The organism is Actinomadura xylanilytica (assembly GCF_030283145.1).
Classification (GTDB): Bacteria; Actinomycetota; Actinomycetes; order Streptosporangiales; family Streptosporangiaceae; genus Spirillospora; species Spirillospora xylanilytica.
Genome location: NZ_JASNWE010000003.1, coordinates 1,278,082 through 1,294,510, shown reverse-complemented (window position 1 = coordinate 1,294,510; position 16,429 = coordinate 1,278,082). Strand labels below are relative to the sequence as shown.

Here is a 16,429-nt window from a genome sequence, read left to right as displayed (position 1 = left end):
CAACTCTCGCGTCCATGGTCGGGGTGCCGTTACTCGACGGTAGCGGAGCGCGGCTCACTCGGCCCCGGGAGCCGGGACCACGTCGGCGCGCACCGGCGCCCAGACTTTGCCGATGGCGTCGTAGACCGCCGCGGGAGCGGGCGGCTCGCCGTCGCCGGGCCAGTGCCAGAGCCGGGTGCCGTGCGGGGGGCGCATCCGCGGGGTCTGCGGCGCGGCCGGTGCCGGCTCGGGGTGCACGGTCGGCGCCGCCAGGGGCGCTGCCGGGACGCCGCCCGACTCGACCGCCGCGTTGAGGTCGGCGACGGTGAAGGCGTCGACCGCCGTGTGGGGCTCGGCGTGGGTGGCGTGGGTGCCGGCCTCGCGGACGGGCGGTTCCAGCGTCGGATGCGGCCTGGCCGTCCCGCGCTCGAACGGATCCTTGGGGTCGATCCCGGCAGCCGGTTCGGGAAGGGGTTCCGGTGCGGCGGCCCGCCCGGGAACCGGTTCCGGTGCGGCGGCCCGCTGGGTCGCGTCGAGCCGGGCGATGGCGGCCGCGTCGAGGTGGATCTCACTGGGCAGCCCGGCGTTGATCGCGAGCTGCCAGTCCGGATCGGGCCAGCCGGTGGCGAGCCGCGTGAACGAGGTGCGGCGGTACGGGGCGGGCTGCTGCCCGCCCGCGCGCGCGAGCGCTCCAGGCGAGGTGAACACCGTCGCGTACGTGCCGGAGCCGATCGTGATCGTGGGCAGCCCGCCGCCCTCCGGGGACTCCTCAGGACGGCCGTTCGAGGGCAGCACGAGGTCGGCGCTGAGCAGCAGCTCGAAGTAGGTGGTGTGGTCGCCGCGCTGCTTGGCCTCCGCGAGGCGCGCCTCCAGGAGGTCGGCTTCAGCCGTCGTCCCGGCGGTCTCTGCCACCGGCACCGGCACCGGATCGGCCCCAGGCAGTGGATCGGCCACCGGCAGGGGGTCGGCGGACGGCCGCGGGCTGGGCACTGGTGCAAGCCCGGGAAGGCCCCCGTACGGCGAAACGGACTCTCCGGCCTGGGGGACACCGTCGGCAGGCGGGACGCCCCCAGGAGGCTCCGCAGGCAGCGGGACGGGATCGTGCGGCGTTCCGGCGGCTTCGGCCATGTCGGCCGCAGAGGAGCGGCGCTTGGTGACGCGGGACGGGTCGGCGGTGTCGATGCCGAAGTCCAGCAGCTCGATCAGCCCGTTGCCGTGCCGGTGGAACGACTCGTACACCAGGTCGGACGGGCGCCGCACGCCTTGGACGTCGCGCAGCGCGGTGACCATCACGTCGGCCAGCCGCCCGTAGTCGGCGGACGTGACCGCGTGCATGCCGTCGTCCGCGCCGGAGTCGGGCAGCTCGGTCCACCAGTTGCGGGGCGCCGGGTCGGCGGGCGGGCGCCAGCCGGCGTCGCTCATGACCTCCTCGTCGGCGAGCGTCAGCAGCAGCGGGCCGTCGAGGAAGTTGTTGCTGACCGCCTCGGCGTAGAGCCGGTCGGGCTCGCGCATGGCCTGGACGTAGTGGCGGCTCTCGTCGCGCTCGCGCACGATGAGGATGGTGTCCCGTTCGAGGCTCGCCAGCTCACGCCCCAGGCGCCGGGCGAACTCGGACCACTCCAACAAGATCACTCCCTATGACCGGGGGCGACCCCCGGGCCCCCGCGAGACCGATGCCCGAGATTCCGATGATTGTCGTCGTGGACGCCTCTGGCAAACCGGGAGTTCACTCGGGCGGCGCTTCGTGACGGAGGACACGCAGCGCCTTCCGGAGCTCCCGCGCGTCGTGGCCGCAGCGGTCGAGCACCTCGATCAGCCTGTGCAGGATCTCGTGGCGTTCGAACCCGACGTCCAGCAGTGCCTGGGCGGTCTCCCACAGCTGCGGCGGGTCGCCGTTCCAGAGCCGCACGGTCAGCCGTTCGTGCGCGTCAAGATGCTCCTCGGCGGCTCCGGGATGCTCGAACTCGAGCATGATGCGCCGGTCGGCGGTGTCGGCCGGGTCGAGGGCGGACAGGTCGACCGAGCCGTGCCCGCCGGACCGGCGGTGCGTGCCGGACAGGAACGGCAACGCGAACGCCCGGCGGGGCAGCGCCTCCATCTCGCCGTCGGGCAGCAGCCGGTCGACCAGGTCGCGGTCCAGCCCGAAGGCGGACGGGTCGCGGTACGCCTCGGCGAACTTGGCGGTGGCGTCCCAGACGGCGTCGAGCGTGGCCCGGACGCCCTCTTCGGGGAGCCCGGTGCGCTTGCCCGCCCACCGCACCCAGGCGGCCAGCACGTGCGGCACGGCCTCCTGCTCGGAGGCGGAGAGCAGCACCTTGCGGGGCAGCCAGTCGAGCAGGAACATCTCGCATTTGATCGGGCTGACCCGCAGGGGGCGGCCGAAGTCGTGCGCGCAGCCGTAGTCGATGATCCGGTCGACGCAGTGGCTCGCGGCCGAACGGTCCGAGAGGTCCTCGGCCTCGCTCGAGGCGAGGAACCGGGCGGCGATCGTGGCCCGCCGGTCACGGCCGTACATCGGGGGCTGAGGCGTCCGGCCGCCGGGCGGCAGGACGCCCACGCGCGCCCGCACGAAGGCATGGTAGGAACCGAAGTTCTCGTTCACCGGCGGGTCGTCGGTCTCGTCGGTGAGCGCCAGGGCGCTGCGCAGCATGGCCTTGGTGTCGCGCGGGTCGAGCTGCTCGAACCGCATCAGCGGGTTGTCGCGCCCCTCCCTGCGGCAGTGGTCGAGCAGCTTGTCGACCTGGGACGAGACCCAGGCGTCCCGGACCATCCCGCTGGACGGCGCCCGCGCGCTCAGGTCGCCGTGCTGCCGCACCGCGCCCGCCTTGTTGCGGTCGACCAGGACCACCAGGGCGTGCCGCTCGGCACCACCGTAGGTGTAGGTGCACACGACCGAATCCTGGTCGTCGTAGACGTCACGGGAGACGAAGCACTCTTCGGGGGTGACCATCCCGATGCGGTCGGCCCAGCCTGGGCGGGCGACGCCGCGGCCCATCAGCTCCAGGGCCGCGCGTTCGGCCTTGGCCGCCTGGCGCGGGGTGCCCAGGTAGGCCATGCCGGTGAGGAGCGCGAGCGCCGCAGGGGTGCCGGCATGGCGGGCGTGGTCGACCAGCGATTCGCCGATGACCTGCTCGACGTCCCCGCCCGCGACCCGGTGCCCCCACCAGGAGCCGAGGATCTCGCTGACGATCAGCTCCGCGTCGAGCGGGCTGCGCACGGCCAGCAGTTCCCGGGCATGGCGCAGCATCCCATCGAAGATCGCGAAGACCTCGTCCGAGGGCGGCGGGCGTCGATCCCGCGCTGGATCCCCGGAGGAACGGTGGCGGCTGCGGGGACTCACGCACCTAGCCTCTCAGATTCGGCGCCGTACGACGCCCAGGACATCGGGGAAGGCCGAAATGGGACGCCCGGGAACTCGGTGGCGCCCCAGCTAAACGCCTTTTGTGTGAGCGTCAGACACGCCCGGCCCGTGTTCCATAGATTCCGCCCCGGTCCTCCTGAGTCGCCGGACACGTGCAGAGGCGCCGCCGTCACGGGCGCCGAGGCCGAGCATGCCCAGCACGACCCGCCGTCCCTGCGGCCGTATGTAGGGGAGCCGTATGTAGGGGATCTGTCAGATCTAAGGTGGGGACCATGGCCATCAAGGTTCATCTCGCACAGCGGCCTGAGGCCGACGACCTGCTCGGGCGCAGCCCTCTCGCCGCGCTCATCGGAATGCTGCTCGACCAGCAGGTCCCGATGGAATGGGCCTTTTCCGGGCCCTACACGATCGCGCAGAGACTCGGTGCCGCCGACCTGGACGCCCATGACATCGCCGCGTACGACCCGGAGCGGTTCGTGGCGCTGCTGTCAGAGAAGCCTGCGGTGCACCGCTACCCGGGGTCGATGGCCAAGCGCGTGCAGCAGCTCTGCCAGTACCTGGTCGAGCACTACGGCGGTGACGCCGAGGCCGTCTGGCGGGACGTCGACTCGGGCAAGGAGCTGTTCAAGCGCCTCAACGCGTTGCCGGGGTTCGGCAAACAGAAGGCACAGATCTTCCTCGCGCTGCTGGGCAAGCAGTACGGCGTGCACCCGGACGGCTGGCGTGAGGCGGCCGGTTCGTACGGGGACGAAGGTTCGCATCGCTCCGTCGCCGACATCACGGGTCCGGAGTCCCTCGCCAAGGTCCGCGCCTTCAAGCAGGAGATGAAGGCCGCGGCCAAGGCGAACAAGTAGCCGCCCTCGGCGCGCCGGTATGCCAAGACCCTGGCGTACCAGGACTCTCGCCTATCAACCGCGACCCTCCCGGCGCGGCTTTGCCGTGTTTTTGCCAAAAATGCGGGCAGTGATGGAACGCATTCGATGCGTCCGGAACTCGCCGAGGGAGCGGAGGTCCCCGTTGTGAAGCGCCTGGCCGTCGTACCATCTCCTACTTGCCGTCCGTGACGTCCTCCCCCGGTGCCCGGGGGAGGACGGACGGGCGGCGTCCGAATCCGAGCTCATCGCTGGGGACCGTGGGACACGGATGTCCATCAGGGCTTCCGTCCACGGCGAACCATCGGGATGATGAATACCTGACACGACCGGTGTTGTGATGGAGGTGGGAGCGCTAGCCTGCTCCCATTCACTCATAGTGATGAAAAATTGCCGCGCGGTACGGGACCCTCTGGGGCGGAGGTGTTGTCCATGAGCACCGAGACGTCCGTTCCGCATCCCCGGGTCTCGGGGGTGGAGGGCCAGTCCATGGATGCGTCCGACTCCGCTCTGTACGCGACGTTGCTCAAGGAGGCCCCCGCCGGGCTGGCGTTCTTCGGCCCCGATCTGCGCTGCCGGCGGGCCAATGACGCGCTCGCCGCGATGCTGGGCGTGTCCGTCGGCGACTTGCAGCAGCGGCGCCCTGCGGAGAGCCTGCCCGAAAGCGTGGCGAACGCCTTCGAGGACGCCCTCCGCAGAGCACTGTCCGGCGACGAGGGCCTGAACGAGAACGAGGTCGACCTCGTCGTGCGCGCCTCCTCTGGCGCTCCTCCTGAGGCCACGGGAGCCCTGGGCGTCCCGTCCCCAGGCGACCCGGCGGCGAGCGTGGGGACGGGCGGTGCCAGCCCGGACATCCCGGTACAGGCCACAGGACCGCACGCAGAAGCCACATCAGACATCCCAGGCACGCCCGACGCGGCCGGGCCGGGCTCGGCGGCGGACGACGCCTCGCCGCTCGCTCCCGAGGCCCGGGCGGTCGTGCCGGTGCTCGCCGAGCCCGTCCTCACGCCCGGCCATGACGAGCGCATTCTCTCCTGCACGTGGCTGCCCGCCCGCAGCCCAGAGGGCGAGCCGATCGGCGTGGTGCTGACCGCTCTGGACATGACCGAGCGGCGGCGGGCCGAGGAGGTCATCCGCCGCAAGGAACAGCGCTACCGCTCGCTCGTGGAGGCCAGCGCCCAGGTCGTGTGGGTGGCCGCCCCCGCCGGCGGGGTCATCGACGACGCGCCGGAGTGGCGCGGGATCACGGGCCAGACGCCGGACGAGTACGCGGCCGGCGGCTGGCTGTCGGTGGTCCACCCCGAGGACCGGCCGCGCATCGAGGCGATCTGGCGCGAGTGCGTCACCGAGAACCGGGTCTTTGAGACCAACTACCGGATCCGCACCAAGAGCGGGACCCACCGGCACTTCGACGTGCGCGCCGTGCCGATCTGGCGGGGCGGCGAGGTGATCGAGTGGGTCGGTGCCAACACCGACGTCACCGGGCAGCGTGAGGCTGAGGAGATGCGCGGGCGGCTGACCGAGCAGTTGTCGGCGGCGGCGCTGCGCACCGCGCGGCTCCAGCAGGCCACCTCGATGCTGGCCGAGGCGCTCACCGTCTCCCAGGTCGTGCAGGTGATCACCGAGGTGGGCCGGTCCGCGATCGGCGCCGACTACTCCGCGGTGGCGCTGCTCGACGACGACAAGCTGCGCCTCAGCATCGTCACCCCGTCCCAGCCGGGCGCCGAACGCGACGCGCGCCCGGACGGCCGGTCCCCTTCGGCCGAGGACATCAAGGTCAGCGACCAGACTGTGCTGTCGGTGGCCGTGCGCGAGAGCCGGCCGTTCCTGGCCGAGCATCCCGACAGCCTGCGCCTTCAGCTCGGCCGGGACGAGATGGGCCTGTTCCTCCAGCACACGCAGGAACGCGCGTGGGTGGGCCTGCCGCTGCTGGCGGCGGGAGCCCCGATCGGCGCGCTCAGGTTCTCCTTCACCAGGCCGCGCGAGATCACCGAGGAGGAGCGGGTCTTCCTGGAGGCGCTCGCGGGCCAGTGCGCGCTGGCCGTCGAACGGGCCCTGCTGTTCGAGCGTGAGCACAAGACGGCCGAGGAGCTGCAGCGCAGCCTGCTGCCGAGCGATCTCCCGCAGTTGCCGGGCATGGTGCTGGCCGCCCGCTACAACCCCGCGACCAGGCACGTCCAGGTCGGCGGCGACTGGTACGACGTGTTCCGGCTGCCCGACGACCGGCTGGCCGTAGCGGTCGGCGACGTGATGGGCAAGGGCGTTCTCGCCGCGGCCGGAATGGGACGCGTCCGCAACGCCCTGCGCGCCCTCGCGCTGAACGATCCGCGTCCGGCCGCGGTGCTCGCCGGACTCGACCGGCTCTTCAGCGCGACCGAGACCGAGGAGCAGTTCACCACCGTCGCCTACGTGGTCATCGACCCCGAGACGGGCCGGGGGGCGTTCAGCAACGCCGGCCACCCGCCGCCCCTGCTGATCTCGCCGGACTCGCCCGCCCGGGTCAGCGAGCTGGAGCCGGGAACGCCGCTCGGCTGGCCGAGCCAGCGGCAGCAGACAAGTTTTTCCGTCGAGACCGGCAACACTGTGGTGTTCTATTCCGATGGACTTGTGGAGAACCGTAGGCGTGGGGTGGACGCCGGGCTGGAGGAACTGGTCGCCGTCGCGGCGGACGCCCCACCTGAAGTGGTAGGAGATCCAGAGAGACTCGTCGACTTCCTGGTCGATCGGATGCTTGCCGGGTACGAGCAGGTGGACGATGTGACCGTACTTGCGCTGCACGTCCCGCCGAAGCCCGTGTGAAGCCCGCCGAAGACGGCGTGATGACGGTGTAGTACGTACGAAGGACCGTCCCGCGCCCTCTAAGGTGGTGTGTTACCGGGCAGGACATCGAAGGCGGAATGCGCAGCCGTGCCAGAATGCTTGACCCTAGTAAGAGCGGGTACGCTGCGGTCCCGCACAAGGTGGCCCGCCCAGGTGTGTGGTCCCACCCAGTGTGAGGCCGGGCCCGTCAGGGCACTTGGGTCAACCAAGCCACACGTTCGTTCGAGAGGTATTTGTGTCGCCTGCTAGCTCGACCTCGAAAGCGTCAGATCTGCACGAGCACGTCATCGCGCAACTGATCGAGCGTGGACGGTCCCAGGGTTACCTCGAAGCCGACGACGTACGACGTACGTTCGAGGAGGCCGACATCCCCGTGTCGAAGGCCTCCAGCATCTTGCGGAGCCTCAGCAAGGAGGGTGTGACCGTCATGGTGAGCGCTGCCGACTCCGCAGCGCCGAAGCGTCCGCGCAAGCAGCGCGCGGCGCCGACGGCGCGCAGGCCCAAGACCGCCGCTGCCGCCAAGGAGCAGCCCGACACGGTGACCGCCGTCGTGAACGACGACGCTCCCGAGGAGACCGCCGCGCCCAAGCCGGCGGCCCGCAGGCCCGAGCCCCGCAAGGGCCCGGCCAAGCCCAAGAAGGCCGCCGCCAAGAAGGGCGCCGCCGCGGCGGGCGCCCCGAAGGGCCCGGCCAAGAAGGGCGACGATCCGGAACTCGACGACGAGGTCGGCGACCTCGACGACCTCCAGGACCTCGAGGTCGACCTGGCGGAGGTGACCCCGGCGGTCGAAGCCGCCGAGGTCGACTCCGACGAGGAGGACGCCCCGGCGGCGGCCCCGGTGGCCGCGGCCAAGGCCGCCCCGGCCGGGAAGGCCGCGGCGGACGGCGCCACCCCCGCCAACGAGGAGGAGGCGTTCGTCCTCGGCGACGACGACGAGGACGCCCCCGCCCAGCAGATCGCGGCGGCCGGCGCGACCGCCGACCCGGTCAAGGACTACCTCAAGCAGATCGGCAAGGTCCCGCTGCTCAACGCCGAGCAGGAGGTCGAGCTCGCCAAGCGCATCGAGGCCGGCCTGTTCGCCGAGGAGCGGCTCGCCGCCGACGGCTCGGTGATGTCGGAGGAGGACCTCGAGGACTTCGAGTGGATCGCCGAGGACGGCCGCCGCGCCAAGAACCACCTGCTGGAGGCCAACCTCCGGCTGGTCGTCTCGCTGGCCAAGCGCTACACCGGCCGCGGCATGCTGTTCCTGGACCTGATCCAGGAGGGCAACCTCGGCCTGATCCGGGCGGTCGAGAAGTTCGACTACACCAAGGGCTACAAGTTCTCCACGTACGCCACCTGGTGGATCCGGCAGGCGATCACCCGCGCGATGGCCGACCAGGCCCGCACCATCCGCATCCCGGTGCACATGGTCGAGGTCATCAACAAGCTGGCCAGGGTCCAGCGGCAGATGCTCCAGGACCTGGGCCGCGAGCCCACCCCGGAGGAGCTGGCCAAGGAACTCGACATGACCCCGGAGAAGGTCGTCGAGGTCCAGAAGTACGGTCGTGAGCCCATCTCGCTGCACACCCCGCTCGGTGAGGACGGCGACAGCGAGTTCGGCGACCTCATCGAGGACTCCGAGGCGATCGTCCCGGCCGACGCGGTCAGCTTCACGCTGCTCCAGGAGCAGCTGCACTCGGTTCTCGACACGCTGAGCGAGCGCGAGGCCGGCGTGGTGTCGATGCGGTTCGGCCTTACCGACGGCCAGCCCAAGACGCTCGACGAGATCGGCAAGGTGTACGGGGTGACCCGTGAGCGCATCCGGCAGATCGAGTCGAAGACCATGTCCAAGCTGCGGCACCCGTCGCGCTCCCAGGTGCTGCGCGACTACCTCGACTGATCGGCCGTGTGATCCAGAGGCCGCCGTCCATCCGGGCGGGGCCCCTGGATCACCCGTGCCGGTTGACCGGGAGAAGTTCTCCAGGTCAACCGGCATTTCGCCATGTACCGCACTTTAACCTCCACGTACCTGGCTGGATCCGGCGCTGCGGTCGCTGCGGGCCGTATCCGGGTCGAGGAGGCGTGGCGGATCCGCCCGACTCGCGTGCCCGCGCGGGGCAGGCGGCGGCTTCACGGTCTACGCCCGAACGCGAGCAGGCCGCCCGCGACCCGCTGATGCGTGCCGCGGCCCTCTGGCCGGCCGACCCCGCCCCGTGGGAGGTCATGCTCTGGCTGGCGCTGGGACTCGACCTGGAGCGCGAGGAGAAGGATGCCCTATGGCGCAGGCCGGCACCCGCCATCCAACGCTGTACCGGGCGCACGTCGCCCCGCGTCGTGAGCCCCTCCCCGCAGTGGGGCGGCAAGCGAGATGACGGCCGCCGCGCACCGTGTCGGCCAGTGCGTCAAGGCGTGCCGCCACCTCAACGTGGCCGCTGCTTAGGATCGCTCTGGGAGAGGCTCGAGCGCTCTGGAGAGGCCCAGGCGCTCAGTTGTGCAGGATGACGTCGAGGTTGGTGCCGTTCAACTCGACCGTGTGGCCCAGGTCGGCGACGGCCTTGAGGAGCTCCTCGGGGGTGCGGGGCGCGGAACCGGCCTTGATGAGGTCGTGCGCGATCTTGCCGCGGGTGGCCTTGGCCATGTGGCTGACGACGGTGCGCTTGGGCGTGCCGTGCAGGAGGCGCTCGCGGAACACCCGCACGGCCACGGCGGGCTGCGGGGCCTTCCAGGCCGTCGCGTACGGGCCGGAGCGCATGTCGACGATGAGACCGCCCCGGCGGCGCGAGGCGCCGTTCAGGGAGGCCAGGGCGTCGTTCAGGGCGGGGCGCCATAGGGCGGCGAGCCTGCCCGCGGGCGGGAGCGTCACGCCCATGGCCAGCCGATACGGCGGGATCCGGTCGGTGAGCCGCAGGGCTCCCCAGAGGCCGGAGAACACGATGATCTGCCTGGCGGCGGCCCGCCGGTCCAGGTCCGGCAGGTTCAGCTGCTCGTACAGGACGCCGGTGTACAGGCGCGCGACGGGAAGCGTGGGCGCCTGGTAGAGCGCCCGGTTCCGGGCGAGCGCCTCGCTGATCTGCCCGGTGGGGAGACCGAGGACGTCGGGGGCGTCATCGCGCGCGCACGTTTCGCCGAGCGCCGCCAACACCCGCTCGCGGGCCGGGTTGAGCTCGGGGAAACTCAGCGACCCCAGGTCGAGGGGACGGCCGTTCCCCTCAGCGGCCTTCTTCTCCGATGGCGGCAGCAGAATACGCACGTTCCCCCCGAAATCATGACACCTAAGGTCCCTCTAGGGTGCTGGGCATGACCGACCGGGAGCTACCGCAGCTCGGAGACCTCAGCGGCCCCAGCATGCCCAACGGATCCAGTGGATCCGGCGGGCTCGCGGCGCCCGGCGGGCTTGACGGACTCGACGGGCTTGTCGCCGCGGCCTGGCCCGCCCCATACGTCCAGGATATTGGCGGTTGGCTGCTGCGGCACGCGGACGGCGTCACGAAACGGGCCAACTCCGTCCTGCCCCTCGAGGCGCCGGAAGCCCTGGACGAGGCGATTGCGCGTGCGGAGGGCTTCTACGCCGAACGCGGGCTGCCCACGGTGTTCTCCATGAGCGGACAGAGCCGTCCGAGCGGGCTGGACGCGCTGCTTCACGCGCGCGGCTACGAACTGGTCGATCCGACCCTGGCGATGACCACCGAGATCACCGGCCCGTATAGGGAGGACGGTGCGGCCGGGGTCGCCGGGGTCGTTGTGGAGGACGCCCCCTCACGGGAGTGGCTGGAACGGTGGTGGGCTGTGGACGGCCGCTACGCAGAGCAACTGCCTGTCGCGGAGAAGATCCTGACGGGCGTCCCGGCCGGATACGCCTCGCTGGACGGTGCGGCCGTCGGCAGGGCTGTTCCTCAGGGGGAGTGGCTCGGGATCTATGCCATGGCGGTCGCGCCCGACGCGCGGTGCCGCGGGCTGGGCCGGCGTGTCCTGCGCGGGCTACTGGACTGGGGAGGGACACGCGGCTGCACGCGCGCCTACCTGGTGGTCGTAGCGCGGAACGCGGCTGCGCGGGCCCTCTATGAGAGTGAGGGTTTCGGTGTCAGCGGCGGATACCACTACCGGGTCAAGCCGCTCCCCGCACGATGATCAATTCACGCGAAGATCTCGGAGAGTCCGGAGGGTCACGGAGATCTCCGAGCATCCCGAGTCAATTCGTCGATACTTTCTGTGATGAGTCCGTCACTATATGAAGTCATCTCCGATTTTCCGGTCACGCCCGGACACCCGAAATGCGAACGGCGGCCACCGTCTCCGGTGACCGCCGCCGAGGGATTCTTTTATGTCGATGCCTACCGTTCGTCCTCTGTGGCGGTAGCCGGGGTTTCGGTCAGCCTGTCGGTCTCATCCTGAATGTCGGCCCCGTTGGAGCGGAGCGCCTCTGCGTACTTGCGCCCGTGGTGGGCGCAGAACAGAAGGTCGCCGCCGCCTACAAGGACTGCACGGACGTAGGCCTGGGCGCCACAGCGGTCGCAACGGTCGGCGACGGTCAGCGGCTTGGTTGGGGCAAGGGCTCCAGTCACGGCACCTTCCTCATGCTCGGGGTCGGTACTTAGGAGAACATCTAACCCGACGCAGACGTTCCCAATCTGTTCGTACGTACGCCCACAGCAGAATGGGGCTATTAGTGACCGAGGTCACAGCCGGACTTGGGAAGTCAGGCGGCGTCCCAACGGAACAGCCGTACCGCCACCAGGGAACCCACTACCGCCACGCCCAGGAGCACACCGATTTGCGGTAGCGCCGATGCCGGGCCGAGTCCCCGGCCCATGACGTTCAGCATCCCCTCGTTCAGGTAGCGCAGCGGGAAGATGTACGAAAGGGTCTTCAGCCAGCCGGGCGCGTCGTCCAGGGGGAAGAACGAGCCGCCCAGGAACGCCATCGGCAGCACCACCAGTTGGGTCACGCCCTGCGCCGCCTCCTGGGTCTTGGCCCACGCCCCGATCACCATCCCGATCGCCAGGAACGCCAGCACCCCCGACAGCACCATCGGGATCGCCATCCACCAGTACTCCTGGAGCTTGAGCCCGAAGAACGGAAGCTGGGCCACCAGCAGGAACAGCGCCATCTGCACCAGCGCCACCACCAGGCTGACCGCGACGCGCGCCCCGAACACCGTCGAGATCGGCGCCGGCGACAGCCGCAGCCGCCGCAGGATCCCCTTCGTCCGCCATGTCACCAGCGTCTGGGACGCCCCGAACACGCCCGCCGACGCCAGTGCCCAGCCGAGCAGGCTCGGGGTGAAGAACTGGATCGCCTTGAGGGAGTCGTCCTCCACCTGCTGCGAGGCGAGCTTGTAGACCGGCGGCTTCCCGCTGGCGCTCTGGTTCTCCGACTGCACGATGGACTGCATCAGTCCCCGCGCGGTCCCGGACCTGACCTGGTCGGCCGCCGAGTAGTGGACGGTCAGGTCGGTGCCGCGCTGCTCCACCACCGCGTCCGCGTCGCCCTTCTCGACCTTCCTCAGCGCCGCGGCCCGGTCGGTGCTCTTCTCGACCTTCATCACGCCGTGCAGCTCGCCCGCGCCGCGCGCCAGGGCCTGGTCGACGACGGGCACCGGGCCGACCTCGACCAGGGTCACCCTGGAGGTGGTCTGGTGCCCGAAGATCCCGCCGAAGATGACCAGGAACATCAGCGGGAACAGCACGGTGAAGCCCAGCGCCGTCCGGTCCCTGACGAAGCCGAGGAACATCGCCCGGGACAGGCTCTTGAAGCTGTCGAAGGTGCTCACGCCCGGTACTCCCGTCCGGTCAGGTCGAGGAAGACGTCCTCGAGGGTGGCGCCGCGGATCTGCACGCCCGTCAGGGCGTTCTCGGCGGCCATCGCGGCGACCACCGCCGACGGGTCGCGGGTGGAGATCACCAGGGACACGCCGTCGTCGGCGACCTCGTCGGCGCCGGGCAGCCGGCGCGCGGCGTCCGCGGCCAGGACGCCGGTGGCGATGCTGATCCGGGCGGGCGCGTCCAGGCCGCGCACCAGCACCGGCGGCGGCCCGAGCTTGAGGATCGTGCCCCGGTCCATGATCGCGACCCGGTCGCAGAGGATCTCGGCCTCGTCCATGTAGTGCGTGGTCAGCACGATGGTCCGGCCCTCGGTGTTGATCTTCTGGAGCACGTCCCAGAGGTTCCGCCTGGCCTGCGGGTCCAGGGCGGCGGTCGGCTCGTCCAGGAAGAGCAGCTCGGGATCGTGCACGAGCGCGCACGCGATGGACAGCCGCTGCGCCTGCCCGCCGGAGAGCTTCTCCACCCGGACGTCGGCCTTGTCGTCCAGCCCGACCGCCTCCAGCATGGCGTCGGCCTTCTTGGCGGGCACGCCGTACAGCGAGCCGAACGTCTGCAACTGCTCGCGCGCGGTGAGCCGCTCGAAGAACGAGGACGCCTGGAGCTGCACCCCGATGCGGGGCAGCAGCTTCGGGTTGCGGGGCCAGGGGGGTAGGCCCAGCACCGACAACTCGCCCGCGTCGGCCTCGCGGAGACCCTCGATGATCTCCAGGGTGGTGGTCTTGCCCGCTCCATTGGGGCCGAGGATGCCGAAGAACTCGCCTTCGGCCACCTCAAAGGAGACTCCGTCGACGGCCTGCACGTCCCCGTAACGCTTGCGCAGGCCCTCGACCGCGATCGTGTATGCCATGATCTGGACATTAGAGATGCGGGTGTCCGCGCGGGATCCATCCACCGGTGGACACCGCACTTTCCACCCGCTTCGCCCGGCCGGTCCGGAACCCGCCCCGAACGCGCGTGGCGGCGAGCCTGCCGGAGGACTGTCGGCACCCGGGGGTACCCTGCTGGCGGCAGTTCACCTTTCACCGCCCGGACCTGCCTCGCCCCCGAGGAGCACACGCACGTTGACCGCCGCCACCGCCGAAGCGCCCACTGACGACACGCACGGCTACTCCGCCCGGCACCTCTCGGTGCTGGAGGGCCTGGAGGCCGTACGGAAGCGACCCGGTATGTACATCGGGTCGACCGACAGCCGCGGCCTGGCCCACTGCCTGTGGGAGATCGTCGACAACTGCGTCGACGAAGCCCTGGCCGGCCACTGCACCCACATCAGCGTGGTCATGCACGCCGACGGGTCCTTCTCGGTCGGCGACAACGGCCGCGGCATCCCCGTCGACCTGGAGCCCAAGACCGGCCTGGCCGGAGTCGAGGTCGTGATGACCCGGCTGCACGCCGGCGGCAAGTTCGGCGGTGTGTCCTACACCGCGTCCGGCGGCCTGCACGGCGTCGGCGCGTCGGTGGTGAACGCGCTGTCGGCCCGGGTCGACGTCGAGGTCGACCTCGGCGGGGAGACCCACGCGATCAGCTTCCGGCGCGGGGTGCCCGGCGAGTTCGCCGACGACGGCCGGCCCAACGCCCGGTTCAAGAAGCGCTCCGGCGTCCGGCAGGTCCGCAAGGTCGCCAAGAAGACCACCGGCACCCGGGTCCGGTTCTGGCCCGACATGCAGATCTTCATCAAGGACGCGACGGTCGAGCAGTCGCTGGTCCTGGACCGGATGCGGCAGACCGCGTTCCTCGTCCCCGGCCTGACCATCGACGTGCGCGACGAGCGCGGCGAGGAGCCCGTCGAGGAGACCTTCCGGTTCGACGGCGGCATCAGCGAGTTCTGCTCCTACCTGGCCAAGGACGCCCCGCTGCTGGAGGTGCTGCGGCTGCGCGGGCGCGGCCACTTCACCGAGACGGTCCCGGTCCTGGACGACCAGGGGCACCTCACCCCCACCGACGTCGAGCGCGATCTCGAGGTCGACGTCGCGGTGCGCTGGGGCACCGGCTACGACACCGACATCAAGTCGTTCGTCAACGTGATCGCCACCCCCAAGGGCGGCACCCATGTGCAGGGCTTCGACCGCGCCCTGGTCCGGGTGCTCAACGAGCAGCTCCGCGCGGTGAAGCTGCTCAAGAACGGCGACGAGAACGTCCTCAAGGAGGACATCCTCGAAGGGCTCACCGCCGTGGTGGCCGTCCGGCTGCCCGAGCCGCAGTTCGAGGGGCAGACCAAGGAGATCCTCGGCACCTCGGCCGCCACCCGGATCGTCACGCAGGTGGTGTCCAAGGAGCTCAAGGCGGTCTTCGAGACGCCGGCCCGCGGGCAGAAGCAGCCGCTCCGGGCGGTGCTCGAGAAGATCGTCGGCGCGGCCAAGACCCGCATCTCCGCCCGCACCCAGCGCGACAACCAGCGCCGCAAGAACGCGCTGGAGAACTCCGCGCTGCCCGCCAAGCTCGTCGACTGCCGCACCGCCGACGACCGCAGCGAGCTGTTCATCGTCGAGGGCGACTCGGCGCTCGGCACCGCCAAGCTGGCGCGCGACTCCGAGTTCCAGGCGCTGCTGCCGATCCGCGGCAAGATCCTCAACGTGCAGAAGGCGTCCGTCGCCGACATGCTCAAGAACGCCGAGTGCGCCGCGATCATCCAGGTGATCGGCGCCGGCTCCGGCCGCACGTTCGACCTCGACTCGGCGCGCTACGGCCGCGTCGTCGTCCTCGCCGACGCCGACGTCGACGGCAGCCACATCCGCTGCCTGCTGCTGACCCTCTTCTACCGCTACATGCGGCCGATGCTGGAGGCGGGCCGGATCTTCTCCGCGGTCCCGCCGCTGCACCGGATCGAGCTGATCAAGCCGAGGAAGGGCCAGGGGAAGTACATCTACACCTACACCGACGGCGAGCTGAGGCGCCGGCTGGTGGAGCTGGAGCGCAAGGGACAGCGCTGGAAGGAGCCGATCCAGCGCTACAAGGGCCTGGGCGAGATGGACGCCGACCAGCTCGCCGAGACGACCCTCGACCCGAGGCAGCGGATGCTCCGCCGGATCAGGGTCGAGGACGCCGAGGAGGCCGCCAAGGTCTTCGACCTGCTGATGGGCAGCGACGTCGCCCCGCGCCGCGAGTTCATCACCGCCGGAGCCTCCGAACTCGACACCGAGCGCATCGACGTGTGACCCGGGTGGCACGTGGCACCCGGGTGGCATGTGTGACCCGGGTGGTACGTGGAACTTCTGGGGTGTACCTGCTGCCACCGCAGGTCGGCCACTGACGCTACCGACATGACCCTTGCCGCACCGGCACCGTGGACACCACGGAACCGGATGCGGCAAGGGGCGTGTGATGGAGTCGGTGGTCCTGGGCCTGTGGGAGGCCGCGGGAGAACGGATGGAGCCGTGGCTGACGCTCCCGCCGGTCGCGGTCGCCCTGGCCGGATGCCGCTTCTGCGGCACCGGAGCGGGCGTCGACGACGTGCTGACCGCCGCCGGCCGCCGGGATCCGGCGGCGCTCCTCGTTGCGCTGCTGTGGCTCGTTCCGTGGTCGCGCGTGCCCGGGTGGACGCTCGCGCTGCCGCGGCCCCGGAGAGGACGCCAGGGGACCTCCTGGACCGGTCGCTT

General features: G+C 70.8%; 11 protein-coding genes. 5 read left to right on the top strand and 6 right to left on the bottom strand.

All coding sequences use genetic code 11. From position 1 onward, the window contains the following. Window positions 1–54: 54 nt before the first annotated feature. Window positions 55–1,605, bottom strand: a complete 1,551-nt coding sequence (locus tag QP090_RS23520) for a TY-Chap domain-containing protein (protein WP_285941299.1) — start codon at window positions 1,603–1,605, stop codon at window positions 55–57. A gap of 100 nt (window positions 1,606–1,705) precedes the next feature. Then, on the bottom strand, window positions 1,706–3,226 hold the full coding sequence (locus QP090_RS23515; protein ID WP_285941298.1) for a hypothetical protein: 1,521 nt from the start codon (window positions 3,224–3,226) through the stop codon (window positions 1,706–1,708). Between the two features lie 386 nt (window positions 3,227–3,612). On the opposite strand from QP090_RS23515, the gene QP090_RS23510 reads away from it, so the two are divergent. From QP090_RS23510 to QP090_RS23500, 3 genes are all read left to right on the top strand, one after another. Then, entirely contained in the window at window positions 3,613–4,194 is a 582-nt protein-coding gene (locus tag QP090_RS23510) for an HhH-GPD-type base excision DNA repair protein (protein ID WP_285941297.1), read from the top strand. Window positions 4,195–4,644: 450 nt separating this feature from the next. Then, entirely contained in the window at window positions 4,645–7,011 is a 2,367-nt protein-coding gene (locus QP090_RS23505; RefSeq protein ID WP_285941296.1) for a SpoIIE family protein phosphatase, read from the top strand. 256 nt (window positions 7,012–7,267) lie between these two features. Then, window positions 7,268–8,914 (top strand): RNA polymerase sigma factor, encoded by a 1,647-nt coding sequence (locus tag QP090_RS23500; RefSeq protein WP_285941295.1) that lies wholly within the window; start codon window positions 7,268–7,270, stop codon window positions 8,912–8,914. Between the two features lie 585 nt (window positions 8,915–9,499). On the opposite strand, the gene QP090_RS23495 is transcribed toward QP090_RS23500, so the two are convergent. Then, entirely contained in the window at window positions 9,500–10,264 is a 765-nt protein-coding gene (locus tag QP090_RS23495) for a YaaA family protein (protein WP_285941294.1), read from the bottom strand. Between the two features lie 47 nt (window positions 10,265–10,311). Between QP090_RS23495 and QP090_RS23490 the strand changes: the two genes are divergently transcribed. Continuing rightward, entirely contained in the window at window positions 10,312–11,142 is an 831-nt protein-coding gene (locus QP090_RS23490; RefSeq protein ID WP_285941293.1) for a GNAT family N-acetyltransferase, read from the top strand. Between the two features lie 203 nt (window positions 11,143–11,345). Here the strand turns inward: QP090_RS23490 and QP090_RS23485 are convergent, their stop codons facing one another. From QP090_RS23485 to QP090_RS23475, 3 genes are all read right to left on the bottom strand, one after another. Further along, window positions 11,346–11,576, bottom strand: a complete 231-nt coding sequence (locus QP090_RS23485; RefSeq protein WP_285941292.1) for a DUF7455 domain-containing protein — start codon at window positions 11,574–11,576, stop codon at window positions 11,346–11,348. Window positions 11,577–11,710: 134 nt separating this feature from the next. Further along, a complete protein-coding gene (locus QP090_RS23480) occupies window positions 11,711–12,784 on the bottom strand; it encodes an ABC transporter permease (RefSeq protein WP_285941291.1) in 1,074 nt (357 codons plus the stop codon). Next, entirely contained in the window at window positions 12,781–13,683 is a 903-nt protein-coding gene (locus QP090_RS23475; RefSeq protein WP_285941290.1) for an ABC transporter ATP-binding protein, read from the bottom strand. Before QP090_RS23475 ends, QP090_RS23480 begins: the two co-directional genes overlap by 4 nt. Window positions 13,684–13,897: 214 nt before the next feature. Here QP090_RS23475 and QP090_RS23470 point away from each other — a divergent pair, with 214 nt between their 5' ends. Continuing rightward, window positions 13,898–15,988, top strand: a complete 2,091-nt coding sequence (locus QP090_RS23470; protein WP_285941289.1) for a DNA gyrase/topoisomerase IV subunit B — start codon at window positions 13,898–13,900, stop codon at window positions 15,986–15,988. Window positions 15,989–16,429 lie beyond the last annotated feature (441 nt).